Here is a 13,470-nt window from a genome sequence, read left to right as displayed (position 1 = left end):
GTTATGCCTAAGAAAAAACTTGTTGGAACCGTAGTGAGTAATAAAATGGATAAAACCGTTGTAGTTAATGTCGAAAGAATATTCGCTCACCCCCTTTATGGAAAAACCATAAAACGCTCAAAGAAGTACCATGCACATGATGCTGAAAATATTTGCAGTATCGGTGATATGGTTGAGATTGAAGAAAGCAAGCCTTACAGCAAAACGAAAAAATACGTTGTCACCAGAATCGTCAGGAAAAGCGAATTCGGTGAAGAAAAAACTAAGACTCCCGAGGTCGTTGAAAATAACCCCGGAGGTGACGCAGAATGATTCAGCTCGAATCTTATCTGAGAGTTGCCGATAATTCTGGCGCAAAGGTCATCAAAGTCATCCAGGTTTCCGGTGGGTTTAAGAGAAAAACCGGAAGCGTTGGAGATATAATTGTTGCCTCTGTTAGGGAAGCGGTGCCTAACACCGATGTAAAAAAAGGTGATATAGTGAGAGCTGTCGTCGTTAGAACTAAAAAGGAAATAAGAAGGCCAGACGGAACATATATCCGCTTCGACGACAATGCCGCTGTCATCATCGACAAGCAAAACCAACCAAAAGGGACTCGTGTTTTTGGTCCAGTTGCGCGAGAAATTAGGGACAGAGGCTTTTCGAAAATCGCTTCCTTAGCTCAAGAGGTCTGGTGAGGAGTGATGCACATGGCGATGAGAATAAAGAAGGAAGATAATGTAAAGGTTATCTCAGGAAAAGACAAAGGTAAGGTGGGTAAGGTTCTAAAGGTTATTCCCAGAGAAGGGAAAGTAATTGTTCAAGGTGTCAATTTCACTAAAAGACACCAAAGACCTACTAACCAGTACCGTGAAGGCGGAATTGTTGAAAGAGAATCACCTATCTACGCCAGCAAAGTTATGCTTGTTTGCCCTAATTGTGACAAACCTACCCGCGTGGAGCACCGCATTCTTGAAAATGGTGAGAAAGTTCGCGTTTGCAAGAAATGCGGAGAAATCATTGACAAGGTATGACAGGGGAGGAATAGTGAATGATATACAACTATGTGCCATTAAAGGAAAAGTATGAAAAAGAAGTCGTTCCTTCCATGATGAAAACTTTTGACTATAAGAACATTCATCAGGTGCCAAAAATTGTTAAGATAGTCGTCAATATGGGTATCGGCGAAGGCTCAAAAAATGCTGACCTCATCGAAACACATGCGAAGGAACTCAACGAAATTGCTGGCCAGAAACCTGTTGTTACCAGAGCAAAGAGAAGCATTGCAAATTTCAAAATCAGAGAGGGCATGCCTTTAGGAGTCAAGGTAACGCTCAGAGGCGCAAGAATGTATAACTTCCTCTATAAACTGATCAACATCGTTCTCCCTAAGCTCAGAGACTTCAGAGGTGTTGATCCTGATAGTTTTGATGGACGTGGAAATTACGCTCTGGGGCTTCCCGAACAGTTGATTTTCCCTGAACTCAAACCTGACCAGGTCAGAAGAATCCAGGGAATGGATGTAATCATAGTCACAACTGCGAAAACGAACGAAGAAGGAAGAGAACTCCTGAAACTTCTTGGAATGCCCTTTAAAAGAATGGGTTAAGGAGGTAGAACATGGCGAAGAAATCAATGGTTGCCAAGTGGAAAAGAGAACCCAAATTCAAAGTCAGAAAGTACAATAGATGTAATCTTTGTGGTAGGCCGAGAGCCGTGTATAGGGAATTCGGGCTCTGCCGGGTTTGTTTCAGAAAGCTCGCCTCTGAGGGTAAACTCCCCGGTGTAAAAAAGGCAAGCTGGTGAGGAGGGACGTAAAATGTGGAGTGACCCCATAGCCGACATGCTCACAAGAATCAGGAATGCTAATGCAGCTATGAAGGAAAGCGTCGATCTACCCGCTTCAAACATGAAGCGTGCGGTACTCGATATTCTCAAGAAAGAAGGGTATATCGAAGACTACAAATACATTGAAGATGGAAAACAGGGAATTCTCAAAGTATTCCTAAAGTACAAAGGTGACAGAAGAAGCAAGCAGAGAGTCATTAGTGGTATAGTCAGGGTTTCTAAACCTGGAAGGCGTATATACGTGGGCAAAGACGAGCTGCCAAAGGTGAAATCTGGTATGGGAATTGCCATTGTAAGCACCTCTCATGGCATCATCACCGACAAAGATGCAAGAAAAGTCGGTGTCGGCGGCGAAGTCATTTGCTATGTATGGTAATAGGAGGGATTTGAATGTCAAGGTTGATAAAGAAGCCAATAGAAATCCCCAAGGGTGTTGAAATAAAAATCACAGAAGACACTGTTACAGTAAAGGGACCTAAGGGCGAACTCCAGGAGAGCTTTCTTCCATATGTGAAGTTTGAATTGCGTGAAGATGGCCTCTGGGTCTTGCCTAACACCGATATAGTCAGAAGGAAAAGCGATTACAGAAAAATAGCCATGTTTTGTGGAACATACTGGTCTTTGGTAAGGAATATGGTTGTCGGTGTTACAAAGGGCTATCAGAAGGAACTGGAAATAATTGGTGTTGGTTACAGAGCCCAACTTCAGGGTAAGAAACTGGTTATGAACCTGGGCTTTGCTCACCCCGTAGAGGTTGACCCCCCAGAGGGAATCACTTTTGAGGTTCCAGCGCCCAACGCAATTGTGGTTAAGGGTATAAGCAAATATCTGGTTGGGCAAGTAGCAGCCAATATACGCCGCTGGAGAGAGCCAATTGTTTACTCTGGAAAGGGTATTAGATACAAGGGTGAGTATGTAAGAACTAAGGTTGGTAAGAAAGTCTAATCCTGAAGGGAGGCAGATGCAGGTGATAAAACGCAGAGATAGAAAAGAACTGAGAAGAAAGCGCCATTTGCGTGTTAGGGCTAAAATCAGTGGAACCCCTGAAAAGCCCAGGCTCGCGGTTTATAGAAGCGAGAAACACATATATGCGCAGATTATTGATGATGTCGCCGGCAGAACCCTTGTTTCTGCTTCGACTATCGATAAAGAATTGAAAGAAAAACTTCAAAAAACCTGGAACAAAGAAGCCGCAGTAGAAGTAGGAAAGCTCATTGCCAAAAGAGCGCTCGATAAAGGCATCTCCAGCATCGTATTTGACAGAGGCGGTTTCAAATTTCATGGAAGAGTGAAAGCCCTGGCTGATGCAGCAAGAGAAGCCGGGTTGAAGTTCTGAGGAGGTGCAGTCGATGCCTGAGGTTAAGAACATCGAAAAGCAGATAGAAGAAAAGGAATTCGAAGAAAGAATAGTAGAAATAAAAAGAGTTACAAAAGTTGTGGCAGGCGGAAAAAACCTTTCTTTCAGGGTTACTGCCGTAGTGGGAAACAAGAACGGAAAAGTGGGGCTTGGTATTGGAAGCGCCAGAGAAGTACCCACAGCTATTAGAAAAGCTCTCATCAACGCAAAGAAGAACGTTGTTGAAGTACCTGTTATTAAGGATACGATCCCCCATGAGGTTGTCGGGCACCAGGATGCTTCTGAAGTCATGTTGAAACCCGCAGGTCCTGGAACTGGTATAATTGCAAGTGCTGGTGTTAGGGCTGTTGTTGAATTAGCAGGTGTTAAGAACATTCTTACAAAGGCTCTTGGTTCAACAAATATCGTCAACTTGGCCCGTGCCACACTCAATGGGCTTTTAGAGCTTAAATCACCTAAAGAATATGCAAAGCTCAGAGATATCTCTGTTAAAGAAGTCTTCAACGGAGTTTCCGAGCTTGAAAAAAAGCGTTATCGGGTTCAGCTATCGACAACGCCGAACAGTAAAAGCCCTCGGACTGAACAAGGTGAACAGCGAGGTTGTGCATGAGGATAGCCCACAAATCAGGGGAATGATCAGAAGTATAGAACATCTCCTGAGTGTTGAAGAAATAGAAGGTTGAAGGGGGTAGATTGAATGGCGTTCATGTTGGGCGACAAAGAATTTGGACCTCTTCCCGGCGCAAAGAAAAAAAGCAAACGCGTTGGTCGTGGCGTGGGTTCTGGAAAAGGGAAAACCGCCACACGTGGCCACAAAGGTCAGGGAAGGGGAACTGGAAAAGTTAAGCCGTACTTTGAAGGCGGTCAGACACCTCTTTACAGAAGAATGCCTATCAAAGGGTTCAAGAATAGAAATGCAAAGGAATACGTTATTGTGAATCTCTCGCAGCTGGAAGAAAGGTTTGAAGCTGGTAGTGAGATCACACCAGAGGTACTCCTTCAAATGAAAGTGATAAAGAACCTTAAGGATGGTCTCAAAATTCTCGGCAGGGGCGAACTTACGAAGGCCTTGGTGGTAAAGGCTCATGCGTTCAGCACCTCAGCGAAGGAGAAGATAGAGGCTTCCGGTGGAAAAGCCGAGGTGATCTGAAGTGTGGAAGGCACTTCGAAACGCCTTTAAAATTCCTGAACTCAGAGAGAGAATACTTTTCACTTTCTTTGCCCTGGCCATTTTCAGGCTGGGGATTTACGTTCCCATTCCCGGCATCAATATTCAGGCCTGGGCAAGTTACTTTTCGGGTATATCAGCCGGAGCAGCTGGTGGTTTCATAGGATTTTTCGACGTTTTTACTGGTGGTGCGCTCAAGAACTTTTCATTATTCGCTTTGAGCGTTACGCCTTACATTAACGCTTCCATCATGTTGCAGTTGCTCACCTCTGTTGTGCCAAGCCTGAAGGAAATGCTTAGGGAAGGCGAAGAGGGCAGAAAGAAATACGCAAAATACACAAGGTATTTGACGATTTTTCTTGCAACGTTGCAGGCATTTTTGCTTTCACTTGCCTTGTCAAATCAGGGAATCATCGCGGTACCGAGCAGGTTCCTTTTTGTTTTGCTCGCCACTGTATCTCTGATGGCAGGTACGATGTTCCTGCTTTGGCTGGGTGAGAGGATCACGGAAAAGGGTATCGGCAACGGTATCTCAGTTTTGATTTTCGCCGGTATTGTTTCCAGGTATCCGACTTACATTGCAGAAGCCGCTGTTGCACTGACGCCGATTCAATGGCTTATATTAATAGGTATTTCCGTTTTGACAATCGTTGGCGTTATTTACATTCAACTGGGTGAGAGAAAGATCGACGTGCAGTACGCAAGGAGAGTCTCTGGTCGAAGGGTTTATGGAGGCGTTTCCACGAACATTCCCATTAAAGTCAATCAGGGCGGTGTTATCCCTATAATCTTTGCCGCGGCTATCATGACATTACCCCAGATGATCGGCAGTATGTTGCCCGAAGGCAATATTATGTCAAGGCTTTTTGGATATTCATCACCCTTATATCTCATTCTTTACGGTTCAATGGTCTTTTTCTTCACATACTTTTACAGCACGCTTGTCTTTGATGTGAAAGAAGTTTCCAACAACATAAAGAATTATGGCGGATTTATCCCGGGTATCAGACCGGGTTATCCAACCGAGCAATACATAACCAGGGTACTCACAAGAGTAACTTTTATGGGCGCAGTTTTCCTTGTCATTATTGCTCTTTTACCTTCTATAGTTCAGAGCTTTATTGGAATTCAAATTGTTATTGGTGGTACATCCACACTGATCGCAGTGGGTGTGGCTCTTGACATCCTTCAGCAAATTGAATCACATCTCATAGTAAGGCACTACGAAGGATTCATTAAAAAAGGAAGACTACGTGGAAGGAGATGACAGGATGAACCTGGTGTTAATGGGACCTCCTGGAGCTGGTAAAGGAACGCAGGCAAAAGTTATTTCGAAGAAGTTCAACATTCCTCACATATCCACTGGTGATATGTTGAGAGAAGCCGTGGCTGCTGGCACCGACCTTGGAAAAAGGGTTGCTCATATTCTTGAGGAAGGTCTGCTTGTTCCTGATGAGCTCATGTTTGCGATCGTGAAAGAAAGGCTTCAAAGGGAGGATACCTCAAACGGGTTCATTCTCGATGGTTATCCAAGGACAGTTGCCCAGGCGCAAAAATTAAAGGAGATCTTGCAAGAGCTCGGCAAAAATCTGGATGCCGTCATATTGATAACTTCCACAGAGGAAGAGGTTGTCAAGAGGATATCAAGCAGAAGAGTTTGTCCATCCTGTGGAAGGGTGTATAATTTGCTCACGCTTAAGCCCAGGCAGGATAACCTTTGCGATGATTGTGGAACTGAATTGATCCAGAGAAAAGACGATTTGCCTCACACCGTAAGGGAAAGATATCGAATATATGTTGAAAAAACAGCCCCGGTTTTGGAATTTTATCGCAAATCCGGGGTTCTCAAAACCGTAGATGGATCCAGACCTCTTGAAGAGGTTTCAAAGGATCTCTTTGAATCATTGGAGAATATGTGATATGATCAGACTGAAATCTAAAGAAGAAATTTCCAAAATTGAGTTTTCTGCTAAAATCGTAGCTGAAGTGCTGGAGATAGTTGGTCAGCACGTAGCTGACGGAGTTTCTGCATATGATCTTGAAAAAGTTGCCACAGAGCATATACTCAAAAGAAATGCAATACCCGCATTCAAGGGATACAATGGTTATCCCTATACTCTTTGTGTGTCGGTAAACAATGAAATTATCCACGGATTCCCTCTGGTTGAAAAGATTTTGAAGAGGGGAGATCTGGTGTCGGTTGATTGTGGTGTTTTGAAAGATGGCTACTTTGGCGATGCTGCCAGGACTTTCGTTGTTGATGACTTTGAAAATGAAGAGGATAAAAGGCTTCTGGAGGTGACACAAAAATCTCTGGAGCTCGGTATTGAAGTGGCTAAACCGGGAAACCGTATTGGCGATATTGGTCATGCAATACAAACTTTCGTTGAGAAAGCTGGGTTCTCTGTAATCAGGGATTATGTTGGACATGGTGTTGGGAAAAATCTTCATGAAGACCCACAGATCCCGAATTATGGAGTGAAGGGAACCGGTCTCATTATTCGTAGCGGTATGACCATGGCAATTGAACCTATGATTTCCCAGGGTCACTATGAAACCAGGGTTCTCCCGGACGGTTGGACGGTGGTCACAAAGGATGGAACCAAAGCGGCTCATTTTGAGCATACAATTGTCGTCGAAGCGGAAGGATCAAGGATTCTTTCCAGGCTGTGAGGTGTCTTTATGGCTGATAAGAATGATGTCATAAAAATGGAAGGCGTAGTACTCGAATCGATGCCTAACGCTACTTTTAAAGTGGAACTTGAAAATGGGCATGTGATACTGGCTCATATTTCCGGGAGAATGAGAAAGAACTTCATAAGGCTAATTCCCGGGGATCGCGTTGTCATTGAAGTGTCAATCTATGATTTGAGTAAAGGCAGAATCGTATACAGAAAGAAGATAAACAAGGGAGGAGAACAAAAATGAAAGTCAGGGCATCAGTCAAAAAAAGGTGTGAACATTGTAAAGTTATCAAGCGAAAAGGTCGAGTATGGGTAGTCTGTGAGAAGAACCCTAAACATAACCAGAGACAGGGTTAAGGAGGGAGCGCTGAATGGCACGTATTGTTGGTGTTGAATTGCCTAACAGCAAGAAAGTACACGTCGCATTGACCTATATATATGGAATTGGTCCAAACAGGGCAAAGGAAATACTTCAGAGTACAGAAATTAACGGCGAGAAGAGAATTAAAGAACTCACCGATGAGGAGATAAGCAAAATTTCCAAGTATATCACCGACCACTACAAGGTAGAAGGTGAACTCAGGCAGGAGCTTGACAGAAACATCAAAAGACTTATTGAGATCAATTGTTACAGAGGTATAAGACATAGAGCTGGGCTCCCCGTTAGAGGGCAGAAAACGCATTCAAACGCGCGTACGAGAAAAGGCCCCAGGGCTAGTAGAATCAAAAAGAAGTAATAAGGAGGTTCACAGATGGCCAAAAGAAAAAGAACAACAAGCAAAAAAAGAAAAAAGATAAGTATCGATCGTGCCGTGATGCACATAAAATCGACTTTTAACAATACCATAATTACGTTATCTGACCCCAATGGGAACACCATTCTCTGGGGTTCAGGAGGCACTGTCGGATACTCCGGCTCAAAAAAGTCCACACCTTATGCTGCTCAGCTCGCGGCTGACCAGATTGCTAAAGAAGCTTTAAAGATGGGTATCACGAAAGTCTCCGTTGAAGTAAAAGGGCCCGGATCGGGAAGGGAAGCGGCTATTCGAACTGTTCAAGCTGCCGGACTCACCATCGATTCAATAAAAGATATCACCCCTATCCCCCACAATGGGTGCAGGCCCAGAAGAAGACGCAGAGTATAAGTTGAGGAGGGAAATGGATGGCCAGATATACCGGATCGGTATGTAAGATTTGTAGACGTGAAGGCTTTAAGCTTTACCTTAAAGGTGAACGTTGTTTTAGCCCTAAATGTGCGCAGGTGAAGAGACCCTTTGCACCCGGACAGCATGGGGCAGCCACAAGAAAATTAACGCAGTATGGTATGCAGTTGAGGTCAAAACAAGCGCTTAAAAGAATGTATGGACTACTGGAAAAACAATTCAGAAGTTATTTTGACATTGCTTCAAGAAAAACGGAAGAAACAGGGTCAGCTCTTGTGAAACTGCTCGAATCCCGATTGGACAACACCGTGTTCAGAATGGGATTTGCCTCAAGCCGAAGGCAGGCAAGGCAACTTGTCAACCATGGTCACGTGCTTGTTAACGGCAGAAAAGTCAACAAAGCTTCTTATCTCCTAAGACCGGGCGACATCGTTGAATTCAAGGAAAAGAGCAAAGGCATTGTCCCTGTAAAGGAAGCTATGGAAGCCGCGCAGGATAGAACCACACCTCCATGGCTGGAAATCGACTTTGAAGCAGTAAGAGGAACATTTGTCAGATTCCCGAACAGAGAAGAAGTTGAAATTCCTGTCGATCTGCAGTCCATTATTGAGCTTTATTCGAAGTAATGTGAGTAATGGAGGTATGTGTTACCTTCTTGAAAGGAGGTGTGTGCCCTATACTGGGCCTTTAAATGATTGGATTCGTAATGCCTAAAACACTGAAGGTTGAAGAGAGTAAAGAAGATGCTAACAGTTTCTACGAAAAATTCATCCTTTCTCCTATGGAGAGGGGTTACGCCGTAACCATAGGGAACGCTCTCAGGAGGGTACTGCTCTCTTCGATACCTAGTATGGCAATAACAAGGCTGAAGATACCTAATAAGTATCATGAGTACGATGTTATCGAGGGTGTAAAGGAAGATATACTTGAAATAATCCTCAATTTAAAGAAAGTCCAACTAAAACCGGCACTCGAATTTTCAGATCCAGTAAAACTCACGATTGATAAAAAGGGACCCGGGGTTCTTACTGCGGCAGATATTAGAACACCAACCGGTGTAGAGGTAGTAAACCCGACCCAATACATTGCCACACTGAATGAAGAAGCAGAAGTTTACATGGAACTCTTCGCGGAAATTGGCAAGGGTTTTGTTCCTGTATCTGAAATGGAAGTAGAACAGGATGTTGAGATGATCTACATAGATGGAATCTTCAGTCCTGTCTTGAAAGTGAATTTCATTTCTGAAAATGTTCGCGTTGGAAAGAGAACAGATTATGACAAATTAATACTGGAAGTATGGACTAAGAAATCGATAAAGCCCTCAGAAGCCCTTTTGAAAGCCACTGATATTCTCACAAAGCATTTTGAAGTGGTTACAAATAGCCTCAGCCAGGAACCACAGAGCATAGAATCCTTTTTGGGAGATACCGAGTTGCTTGTTCCTGAAGAAACGAAACCCCAGGAAGCAATAGAGGAACCAGAAACAGACTCTGTTCTTTCCAGAAAAATAGAAGAACTTGAGCTGTCTGTCAGATCACTAAATTGCCTTAAAAGAGATAAGATCAATACTATCGGGGATCTCGCCAATCGTTCAGAAGCTGATTTGCTGAAGATCAGGAACTTTGGTGAGAAATCTATGGAAGAAGTGAAAAAGCAGCTCAAAGAGAAATTCAATCTCACGTTAAAGAAAGAATGATCGAGGAGGTCTAAGCATGCGGCATAGGATTAATAAGAAAAAATTAAACAGGCCTCATAGCCAGCGCGTAGCTTTAATGAGAAATCTAGCCAGAGAGGTCTTTGAACATGGTACGGTCATGACAACAACCACAAAAGCCAAGTTTGTGAAACCCTTTGTTGAATCGATCATCACAAAAGCCAAAGAAGCGGCTCTCTGTGCCAAGCAGATTGCAGAGAAAACTGATACAGATCCTGAACTTCTTACTCTTAAGTCAAGAAATGTTGCTTTGCGAAGAGAGATCAACAGGCACTTTGGTGATAGAAAGCTCGTTAAGAAGATCTGTGATGAAATAGCTGTAGACTACTTGGATAGAAATGGCGGTTACACCAGGATAGTAAAAGTGGGGCACCGAAGAGGCGATGCCGCAGAAGTATCCATTCTTCAGCTTGTAAAGCCTGAAAAAACGGTGAGTACCAAAGGAAACTAATGGCTACCCCCGGGTAGCCATTTTTTCCTCTTCAATTGCTTTTGGTTTTAACATTCAAAAGTGATATATTATACTTGAATTGCTACGATGAAATTCTTTCCAATATGCTCTTACCCCAATTTATTTCACGGAAGGAGGGATGGCGCAGGATCGTGCGCCAACTAAATTGAGTCCCAGAAGAAAAAAAGTACCAGAACCGGCTGAAAACGAACCAACACCAGCCTCTGAACAGGAAAAACAAGAAGAAAAGGCCATCAGCAAGAAGAAAAATGCTAAAAAAGAGGAAACTTCCCCCAGCACCAATCAACTAAATACACCTTCTAACACTCCTCAAGAAACACAGACTGAAGTAACGGAAAACAACAAGGTGAAAGATACTATTCGCGAAGTGGAAATCGATATCTCTCAACTTCAGAAGATGCCCATAAGAGAAATTTACAAACTCGCGCGTAAATACGAGATAGCGGGTTACACTCAAATGGCAAAGAAGGAACTCATTTTTGCTATTCTTAAGGCTCAAACGGAATCTTATGGCTACTTTTTTGACCATGGTATATTGGAGGTTACTGAAAATGGCTATGGATTCCTCAGAACACTTGATAACAACCTTTTGCCTAGCCCTAATGACATTTATGTCAGCCAGTCCCAGATACGGAGATTCAACCTAACCACAGGAGATTGGGTTGCCGGTCAGATCAGAAAGCCAAAAGAGGGTGAAAAGTATTTTGCTTTGCTCAGAATCGAAGCGATAAATCAAAAACCCGTCAGCATGGCCGCTGAACGAATAAGCTTCCAGAATCTAACTCCCATATACCCAAATGAAAGATTTATCCTTGAAACCGAAAAAGAGACCATGAGCACAAGAATTATAGACCTCTTTTCTCCCATTGGCAAAGGGCAGAGAGGTTTAATAGTCGCTCCGCCAAAAGCGGGGAAAACAACTCTTCTCAAAGAGATAGCCAACGGTATTGCCAAAAATCACCCGGAGACGGTGAGAATTATTCTCCTTATTGACGAAAGGCCTGAAGAAGTAACGGATTTAAGGAGAACAACAGATGCCTACGTAATCGCTGCCCCCTTTGATATGCATCCAGAAAAACAGATAAGAGTAGCCGAGATGACTATTGAAATGACCAAGAGAATGGTCGAATTTGGCTATGATGTGGTAGTTCTTCTGGATAGCATAACAAGGTTGGCAAGAGCCTACAATTTGTACGTTCCCCCAAGTGGAAAACTTCTCAGTGGTGGTGTAGATCCTTCGGCACTTTACAAACCAAAATATTTCTTTGGAGCGGCACGCAACATAGAAGAGGGTGGAAGTCTCACAATTATCTCGACAGCCCTTATCGAGACCGGCAGCAAGATGGACGAAGTCATATTCGAGGAGTTCAAGGGAACCGGCAATATGGAACTGGTGTTGTCGAGACAGTTAGCTAACAAAAGAATCTTCCCTGCGATAAACCTGAACCTCTCTGGAACGAGAAAGGAAGAGCTTTTGCTGTCTCCAGAAATTCTCAGAAAGATATGGATATTGCGTCGCATGGTCTCCTCTCTGGGCGAAGAAGAGGGGTTAAATACCATCATGGAGAAGCTGCGTACAACTTCCGATAACGAAGAATTTCTAGACCTAATCGACATGCACAAGAACAGATACTGAAAGGGGCATGAAATGAGCAGTTACGTGATAGGAATTGATCTCGGTGGAACAGAAACCAAAATCGGGATCGTTAATCATGATGGTCACATTATAGAAAAAAGAATTATTCCAACGTTGGTCTCAAAAGGTAGCAACGATGTAATCACCAGAATTGCCAAAACTGTCAATGAGTTGATTTCGGAAAAAGGTATAGAGAAGAATATTATTGGGATTGGTGTTGGCTCTCCGGGTTCTATAAACCGCGAGAAGGGAATTGTTATTTTTTCGCCCAACTTTCCTGGCTGGAAAAATGTTCCCCTTGCAAGAAAACTCGAAGATTTGACCGGCTTCAAAGCTTACGTTGAAAACGATGCCAATGCTTTTGCCCTTGGAGAATGGGCCTTTGGAAGGTTCAAGGGGGCTCCAAATATCATCGCATTAACTCTGGGCACAGGTGTTGGCGGTGGCGTGATCTCACGTGGTGAACTTATAACTGGTAGTAAAGGCTTTGGTGGAGAACTGGGGCATGTGATAATCGAACCTGATGGACCTTTGTGTGGTTGTGGCTCGCATGGCTGCCTCGAGGCCCTTGCCTCTGCAACCTCAATTGTAAGAATGGCCCTGGAATACAAAAAAAGGTATCCACAATCCAGCGTTTTTGCCCATGAAAATATTACCGCTAAAGACGTTTTCGATTCAGCAAAATCCGGTGACGAAATGGCAGAATTGGTTGTAGAAAGAGCAACCAGAGCCCTTGCAATTGGTATAGCAGGGTTTGTTCATATCTTTAATCCCAATGTCGTGATTCTCGGTGGAGGCGTAAGCAGGGCAGGAAAATACCTTCTTGAAAAGGTTGAAAAAAAGGTTCGAAGCTATGTGATGGAATCTTTCTGGAATACATTCGAAATCGCTCTTAGTGAACTCGTGGAAGATGCGGGTATCAAAGGGGCTGCTTCCATAGTATATTTCAGGTTGAGATAGTTCTTTTCAATTTTTGCGTCCAGATATGTGCAAGTCGAGTTGGCTCGGGGATTCGGTACTTGATAGCATACTTCAGCGTTAGTTCGAGAGAGTGCTTTACGTCTATTAAATGCCCGGGTGAAATAAAAACAGGTTTTTTGTTCGTCCGCGTTCTCAATACGGCTCCTATTGTATTATCGTTGTAATCCTTCAATGGAGACCATTGCCCTTTGACGGGCCCTGGAGGCTCATAACTTCCATAGAGATGGGATTTTGCGACACCAATACTCGGTTTATTCAACAGCAAACCCATGTGCGATGCCAACCCCAACCCTCTTGGATGGGCAATGCCCTGTCCATCGAAGAAGTATAGGTCCGGTTTGCTTTTTAATTTAGCGTGAGTTTTCATGAATATGGGACCTTCTCTAAAAGAAAGCAGCCCGGAAATATATGGGAAATCGATTTTCATAAAATGGTGAACCAGTTCAAAAACTTCAAGCGTGGCTGCAG

Annotated in this window: 24 protein-coding genes; 23 read left to right on the top strand and 1 reads right to left on the bottom strand. The window is 43.5% G+C overall.

Features of this window, described 5'->3' with window-relative positions:
- Window positions 1–3: 3 nt before the first annotated feature.
- From rpsQ to AC3LHT_RS01070, 23 genes are all read left to right on the top strand, one after another.
- Window positions 4–312 (top strand): 30S ribosomal protein S17, encoded by a 309-nt coding sequence (rpsQ, locus tag AC3LHT_RS01180; protein ID WP_366011315.1) that lies wholly within the window; start codon window positions 4–6, stop codon window positions 310–312.
- Window positions 309–677, top strand: a complete 369-nt coding sequence (gene rplN / locus AC3LHT_RS01175; RefSeq protein ID WP_290645980.1) for a 50S ribosomal protein L14 — start codon at window positions 309–311, stop codon at window positions 675–677. The genes rpsQ and rplN overlap by 4 nt, the downstream gene beginning before the upstream one ends.
- A 12-nt stretch (window positions 678–689) precedes the next feature.
- On the top strand, window positions 690–1,013 hold the full coding sequence (rplX, locus tag AC3LHT_RS01170) for a 50S ribosomal protein L24 (RefSeq protein ID WP_488661719.1): 324 nt from the start codon (window positions 690–692) through the stop codon (window positions 1,011–1,013).
- 17 nt (window positions 1,014–1,030) lie between these two features.
- Window positions 1,031–1,588: a 50S ribosomal protein L5 gene (gene rplE / locus AC3LHT_RS01165; protein WP_290645982.1), complete on the top strand. Its 558-nt coding sequence runs from the start codon at window positions 1,031–1,033 to the stop codon at window positions 1,586–1,588.
- 11 nt (window positions 1,589–1,599) lie between these two features.
- Entirely contained in the window at window positions 1,600–1,785 is a 186-nt protein-coding gene (locus AC3LHT_RS01160) for a type Z 30S ribosomal protein S14 (protein WP_290645984.1), read from the top strand.
- Between the two features lie 13 nt (window positions 1,786–1,798).
- Complete coding sequence (gene rpsH / locus AC3LHT_RS01155) at window positions 1,799–2,203, top strand: 30S ribosomal protein S8 (protein WP_290645986.1); 405 nt, start codon at window positions 1,799–1,801, stop codon at window positions 2,201–2,203.
- 14 nt (window positions 2,204–2,217) lie between these two features.
- Complete coding sequence (gene rplF, locus AC3LHT_RS01150) at window positions 2,218–2,772, top strand: 50S ribosomal protein L6 (protein WP_290645988.1); 555 nt, start codon at window positions 2,218–2,220, stop codon at window positions 2,770–2,772.
- A gap of 22 nt (window positions 2,773–2,794) precedes the next feature.
- The gene (rplR, locus tag AC3LHT_RS01145) at window positions 2,795–3,163 is read left to right on the top strand and encodes a 50S ribosomal protein L18 (RefSeq protein WP_290667493.1); all 369 of its coding nucleotides are present in this window, start codon (window positions 2,795–2,797) and stop codon (window positions 3,161–3,163) included.
- A gap of 13 nt (window positions 3,164–3,176) precedes the next feature.
- The gene (gene rpsE, locus AC3LHT_RS01140) at window positions 3,177–3,794 is read left to right on the top strand and encodes a 30S ribosomal protein S5 (RefSeq protein WP_488661718.1); all 618 of its coding nucleotides are present in this window, start codon (window positions 3,177–3,179) and stop codon (window positions 3,792–3,794) included.
- Window positions 3,763–3,867: an uL30 family ribosomal protein gene (locus tag AC3LHT_RS01135; protein WP_488661725.1), complete on the top strand. Its 105-nt coding sequence runs from the start codon at window positions 3,763–3,765 to the stop codon at window positions 3,865–3,867. The genes rpsE and AC3LHT_RS01135 overlap by 32 nt, the downstream gene beginning before the upstream one ends.
- A gap of 14 nt (window positions 3,868–3,881) precedes the next feature.
- Window positions 3,882–4,334 (top strand): 50S ribosomal protein L15, encoded by a 453-nt coding sequence (gene rplO / locus AC3LHT_RS01130; RefSeq protein WP_488661717.1) that lies wholly within the window; start codon window positions 3,882–3,884, stop codon window positions 4,332–4,334.
- Between the two features lies 1 nt (window position 4,335).
- Complete coding sequence (gene secY / locus AC3LHT_RS01125; RefSeq protein WP_290645996.1) at window positions 4,336–5,619, top strand: preprotein translocase subunit SecY; 1,284 nt, start codon at window positions 4,336–4,338, stop codon at window positions 5,617–5,619.
- Window positions 5,620–5,623: 4 nt separating this feature from the next.
- Window positions 5,624–6,271: an adenylate kinase gene (locus tag AC3LHT_RS01120; RefSeq protein WP_290645998.1), complete on the top strand. Its 648-nt coding sequence runs from the start codon at window positions 5,624–5,626 to the stop codon at window positions 6,269–6,271.
- A gap of 1 nt (window position 6,272) precedes the next feature.
- Window positions 6,273–7,025 (top strand): type I methionyl aminopeptidase, encoded by a 753-nt coding sequence (map, locus tag AC3LHT_RS01115; protein ID WP_290667491.1) that lies wholly within the window; start codon window positions 6,273–6,275, stop codon window positions 7,023–7,025.
- A gap of 9 nt (window positions 7,026–7,034) precedes the next feature.
- On the top strand, window positions 7,035–7,280 hold the full coding sequence (gene infA, locus AC3LHT_RS01110; RefSeq protein ID WP_290646002.1) for a translation initiation factor IF-1: 246 nt from the start codon (window positions 7,035–7,037) through the stop codon (window positions 7,278–7,280).
- Complete coding sequence (gene rpmJ, locus AC3LHT_RS01105) at window positions 7,277–7,393, top strand: 50S ribosomal protein L36 (protein ID WP_290646004.1); 117 nt, start codon at window positions 7,277–7,279, stop codon at window positions 7,391–7,393. Before infA ends, rpmJ begins: the two co-directional genes overlap by 4 nt.
- Window positions 7,394–7,407: 14 nt before the next feature.
- Entirely contained in the window at window positions 7,408–7,773 is a 366-nt protein-coding gene (gene rpsM / locus AC3LHT_RS01100) for a 30S ribosomal protein S13 (protein ID WP_290667489.1), read from the top strand.
- A 15-nt stretch (window positions 7,774–7,788) separates the two neighbouring features.
- On the top strand, window positions 7,789–8,181 hold the full coding sequence (gene rpsK, locus AC3LHT_RS01095) for a 30S ribosomal protein S11 (RefSeq protein WP_290646008.1): 393 nt from the start codon (window positions 7,789–7,791) through the stop codon (window positions 8,179–8,181).
- 17 nt (window positions 8,182–8,198) lie between these two features.
- Window positions 8,199–8,825, top strand: a complete 627-nt coding sequence (gene rpsD / locus AC3LHT_RS01090) for a 30S ribosomal protein S4 (RefSeq protein WP_290646010.1) — start codon at window positions 8,199–8,201, stop codon at window positions 8,823–8,825.
- Between the two features lie 65 nt (window positions 8,826–8,890).
- Window positions 8,891–9,895 (top strand): DNA-directed RNA polymerase subunit alpha, encoded by a 1,005-nt coding sequence (locus tag AC3LHT_RS01085; protein WP_290646012.1) that lies wholly within the window; start codon window positions 8,891–8,893, stop codon window positions 9,893–9,895.
- A 16-nt stretch (window positions 9,896–9,911) separates the two neighbouring features.
- Window positions 9,912–10,364, top strand: a complete 453-nt coding sequence (rplQ, locus tag AC3LHT_RS01080) for a 50S ribosomal protein L17 (RefSeq protein ID WP_290646014.1) — start codon at window positions 9,912–9,914, stop codon at window positions 10,362–10,364.
- Between the two features lie 139 nt (window positions 10,365–10,503).
- A complete protein-coding gene (gene rho / locus AC3LHT_RS01075) occupies window positions 10,504–12,021 on the top strand; it encodes a transcription termination factor Rho (RefSeq protein ID WP_366011324.1) in 1,518 nt (505 codons plus the stop codon).
- A gap of 12 nt (window positions 12,022–12,033) precedes the next feature.
- On the top strand, window positions 12,034–12,981 hold the full coding sequence (locus tag AC3LHT_RS01070; protein WP_290646016.1) for an ROK family protein: 948 nt from the start codon (window positions 12,034–12,036) through the stop codon (window positions 12,979–12,981).
- On the opposite strand, the gene AC3LHT_RS01065 is transcribed toward AC3LHT_RS01070, so the two are convergent.
- Window positions 12,968–13,470, bottom strand: a 503-nt coding sequence (locus AC3LHT_RS01065; protein WP_488661716.1) for an endonuclease V, incomplete at its 5' end; no start/stop codon positions are given. The genes AC3LHT_RS01070 and AC3LHT_RS01065 overlap by 14 nt on opposite strands.

It is taken from the genome of Kosmotoga sp. (genome assembly GCF_982836095.1).
Note: the sequence above shows the minus strand (reverse complement) of the source record. Positions and strands in the feature narration are given on the sequence as shown.

Coding starts and splice junctions, on each gene's coding strand:
- rpsQ (WP_366011315.1), top strand. CDS start 4: ATGCCTAAGAAAAAACTTGTTGGAACCGTAGTGAGTAATAAAATGGAT.
- rplN (WP_290645980.1), top strand. CDS start 309: ATGATTCAGCTCGAATCTTATCTGAGAGTTGCCGATAATTCTGGCGCA.
- rplX (WP_488661719.1), top strand. CDS start 690: ATGGCGATGAGAATAAAGAAGGAAGATAATGTAAAGGTTATCTCAGGA.
- rplE (WP_290645982.1), top strand. CDS start 1,031: ATGATATACAACTATGTGCCATTAAAGGAAAAGTATGAAAAAGAAGTC.
- AC3LHT_RS01160 (WP_290645984.1), top strand. CDS start 1,600: ATGGCGAAGAAATCAATGGTTGCCAAGTGGAAAAGAGAACCCAAATTC.
- rpsH (WP_290645986.1), top strand. CDS start 1,799: ATGTGGAGTGACCCCATAGCCGACATGCTCACAAGAATCAGGAATGCT.
- rplF (WP_290645988.1), top strand. CDS start 2,218: ATGTCAAGGTTGATAAAGAAGCCAATAGAAATCCCCAAGGGTGTTGAA.
- rpsE (WP_488661718.1), top strand. CDS start 3,177: ATGCCTGAGGTTAAGAACATCGAAAAGCAGATAGAAGAAAAGGAATTC.
- rplO (WP_488661717.1), top strand. CDS start 3,882: ATGGCGTTCATGTTGGGCGACAAAGAATTTGGACCTCTTCCCGGCGCA.
- AC3LHT_RS01120 (WP_290645998.1), top strand. CDS start 5,624: ATGAACCTGGTGTTAATGGGACCTCCTGGAGCTGGTAAAGGAACGCAG.
- map (WP_290667491.1), top strand. CDS start 6,273: ATGATCAGACTGAAATCTAAAGAAGAAATTTCCAAAATTGAGTTTTCT.
- infA (WP_290646002.1), top strand. CDS start 7,035: ATGGCTGATAAGAATGATGTCATAAAAATGGAAGGCGTAGTACTCGAA.
- rpmJ (WP_290646004.1), top strand. CDS start 7,277: ATGAAAGTCAGGGCATCAGTCAAAAAAAGGTGTGAACATTGTAAAGTT.
- rpsM (WP_290667489.1), top strand. CDS start 7,408: ATGGCACGTATTGTTGGTGTTGAATTGCCTAACAGCAAGAAAGTACAC.
- rpsK (WP_290646008.1), top strand. CDS start 7,789: ATGGCCAAAAGAAAAAGAACAACAAGCAAAAAAAGAAAAAAGATAAGT.
- rpsD (WP_290646010.1), top strand. CDS start 8,199: ATGGCCAGATATACCGGATCGGTATGTAAGATTTGTAGACGTGAAGGC.
- AC3LHT_RS01085 (WP_290646012.1), top strand. CDS start 8,891: ATGATTGGATTCGTAATGCCTAAAACACTGAAGGTTGAAGAGAGTAAA.
- rplQ (WP_290646014.1), top strand. CDS start 9,912: ATGCGGCATAGGATTAATAAGAAAAAATTAAACAGGCCTCATAGCCAG.
- rho (WP_366011324.1), top strand. CDS start 10,504: ATGGCGCAGGATCGTGCGCCAACTAAATTGAGTCCCAGAAGAAAAAAA.
- AC3LHT_RS01070 (WP_290646016.1), top strand. CDS start 12,034: ATGAGCAGTTACGTGATAGGAATTGATCTCGGTGGAACAGAAACCAAA.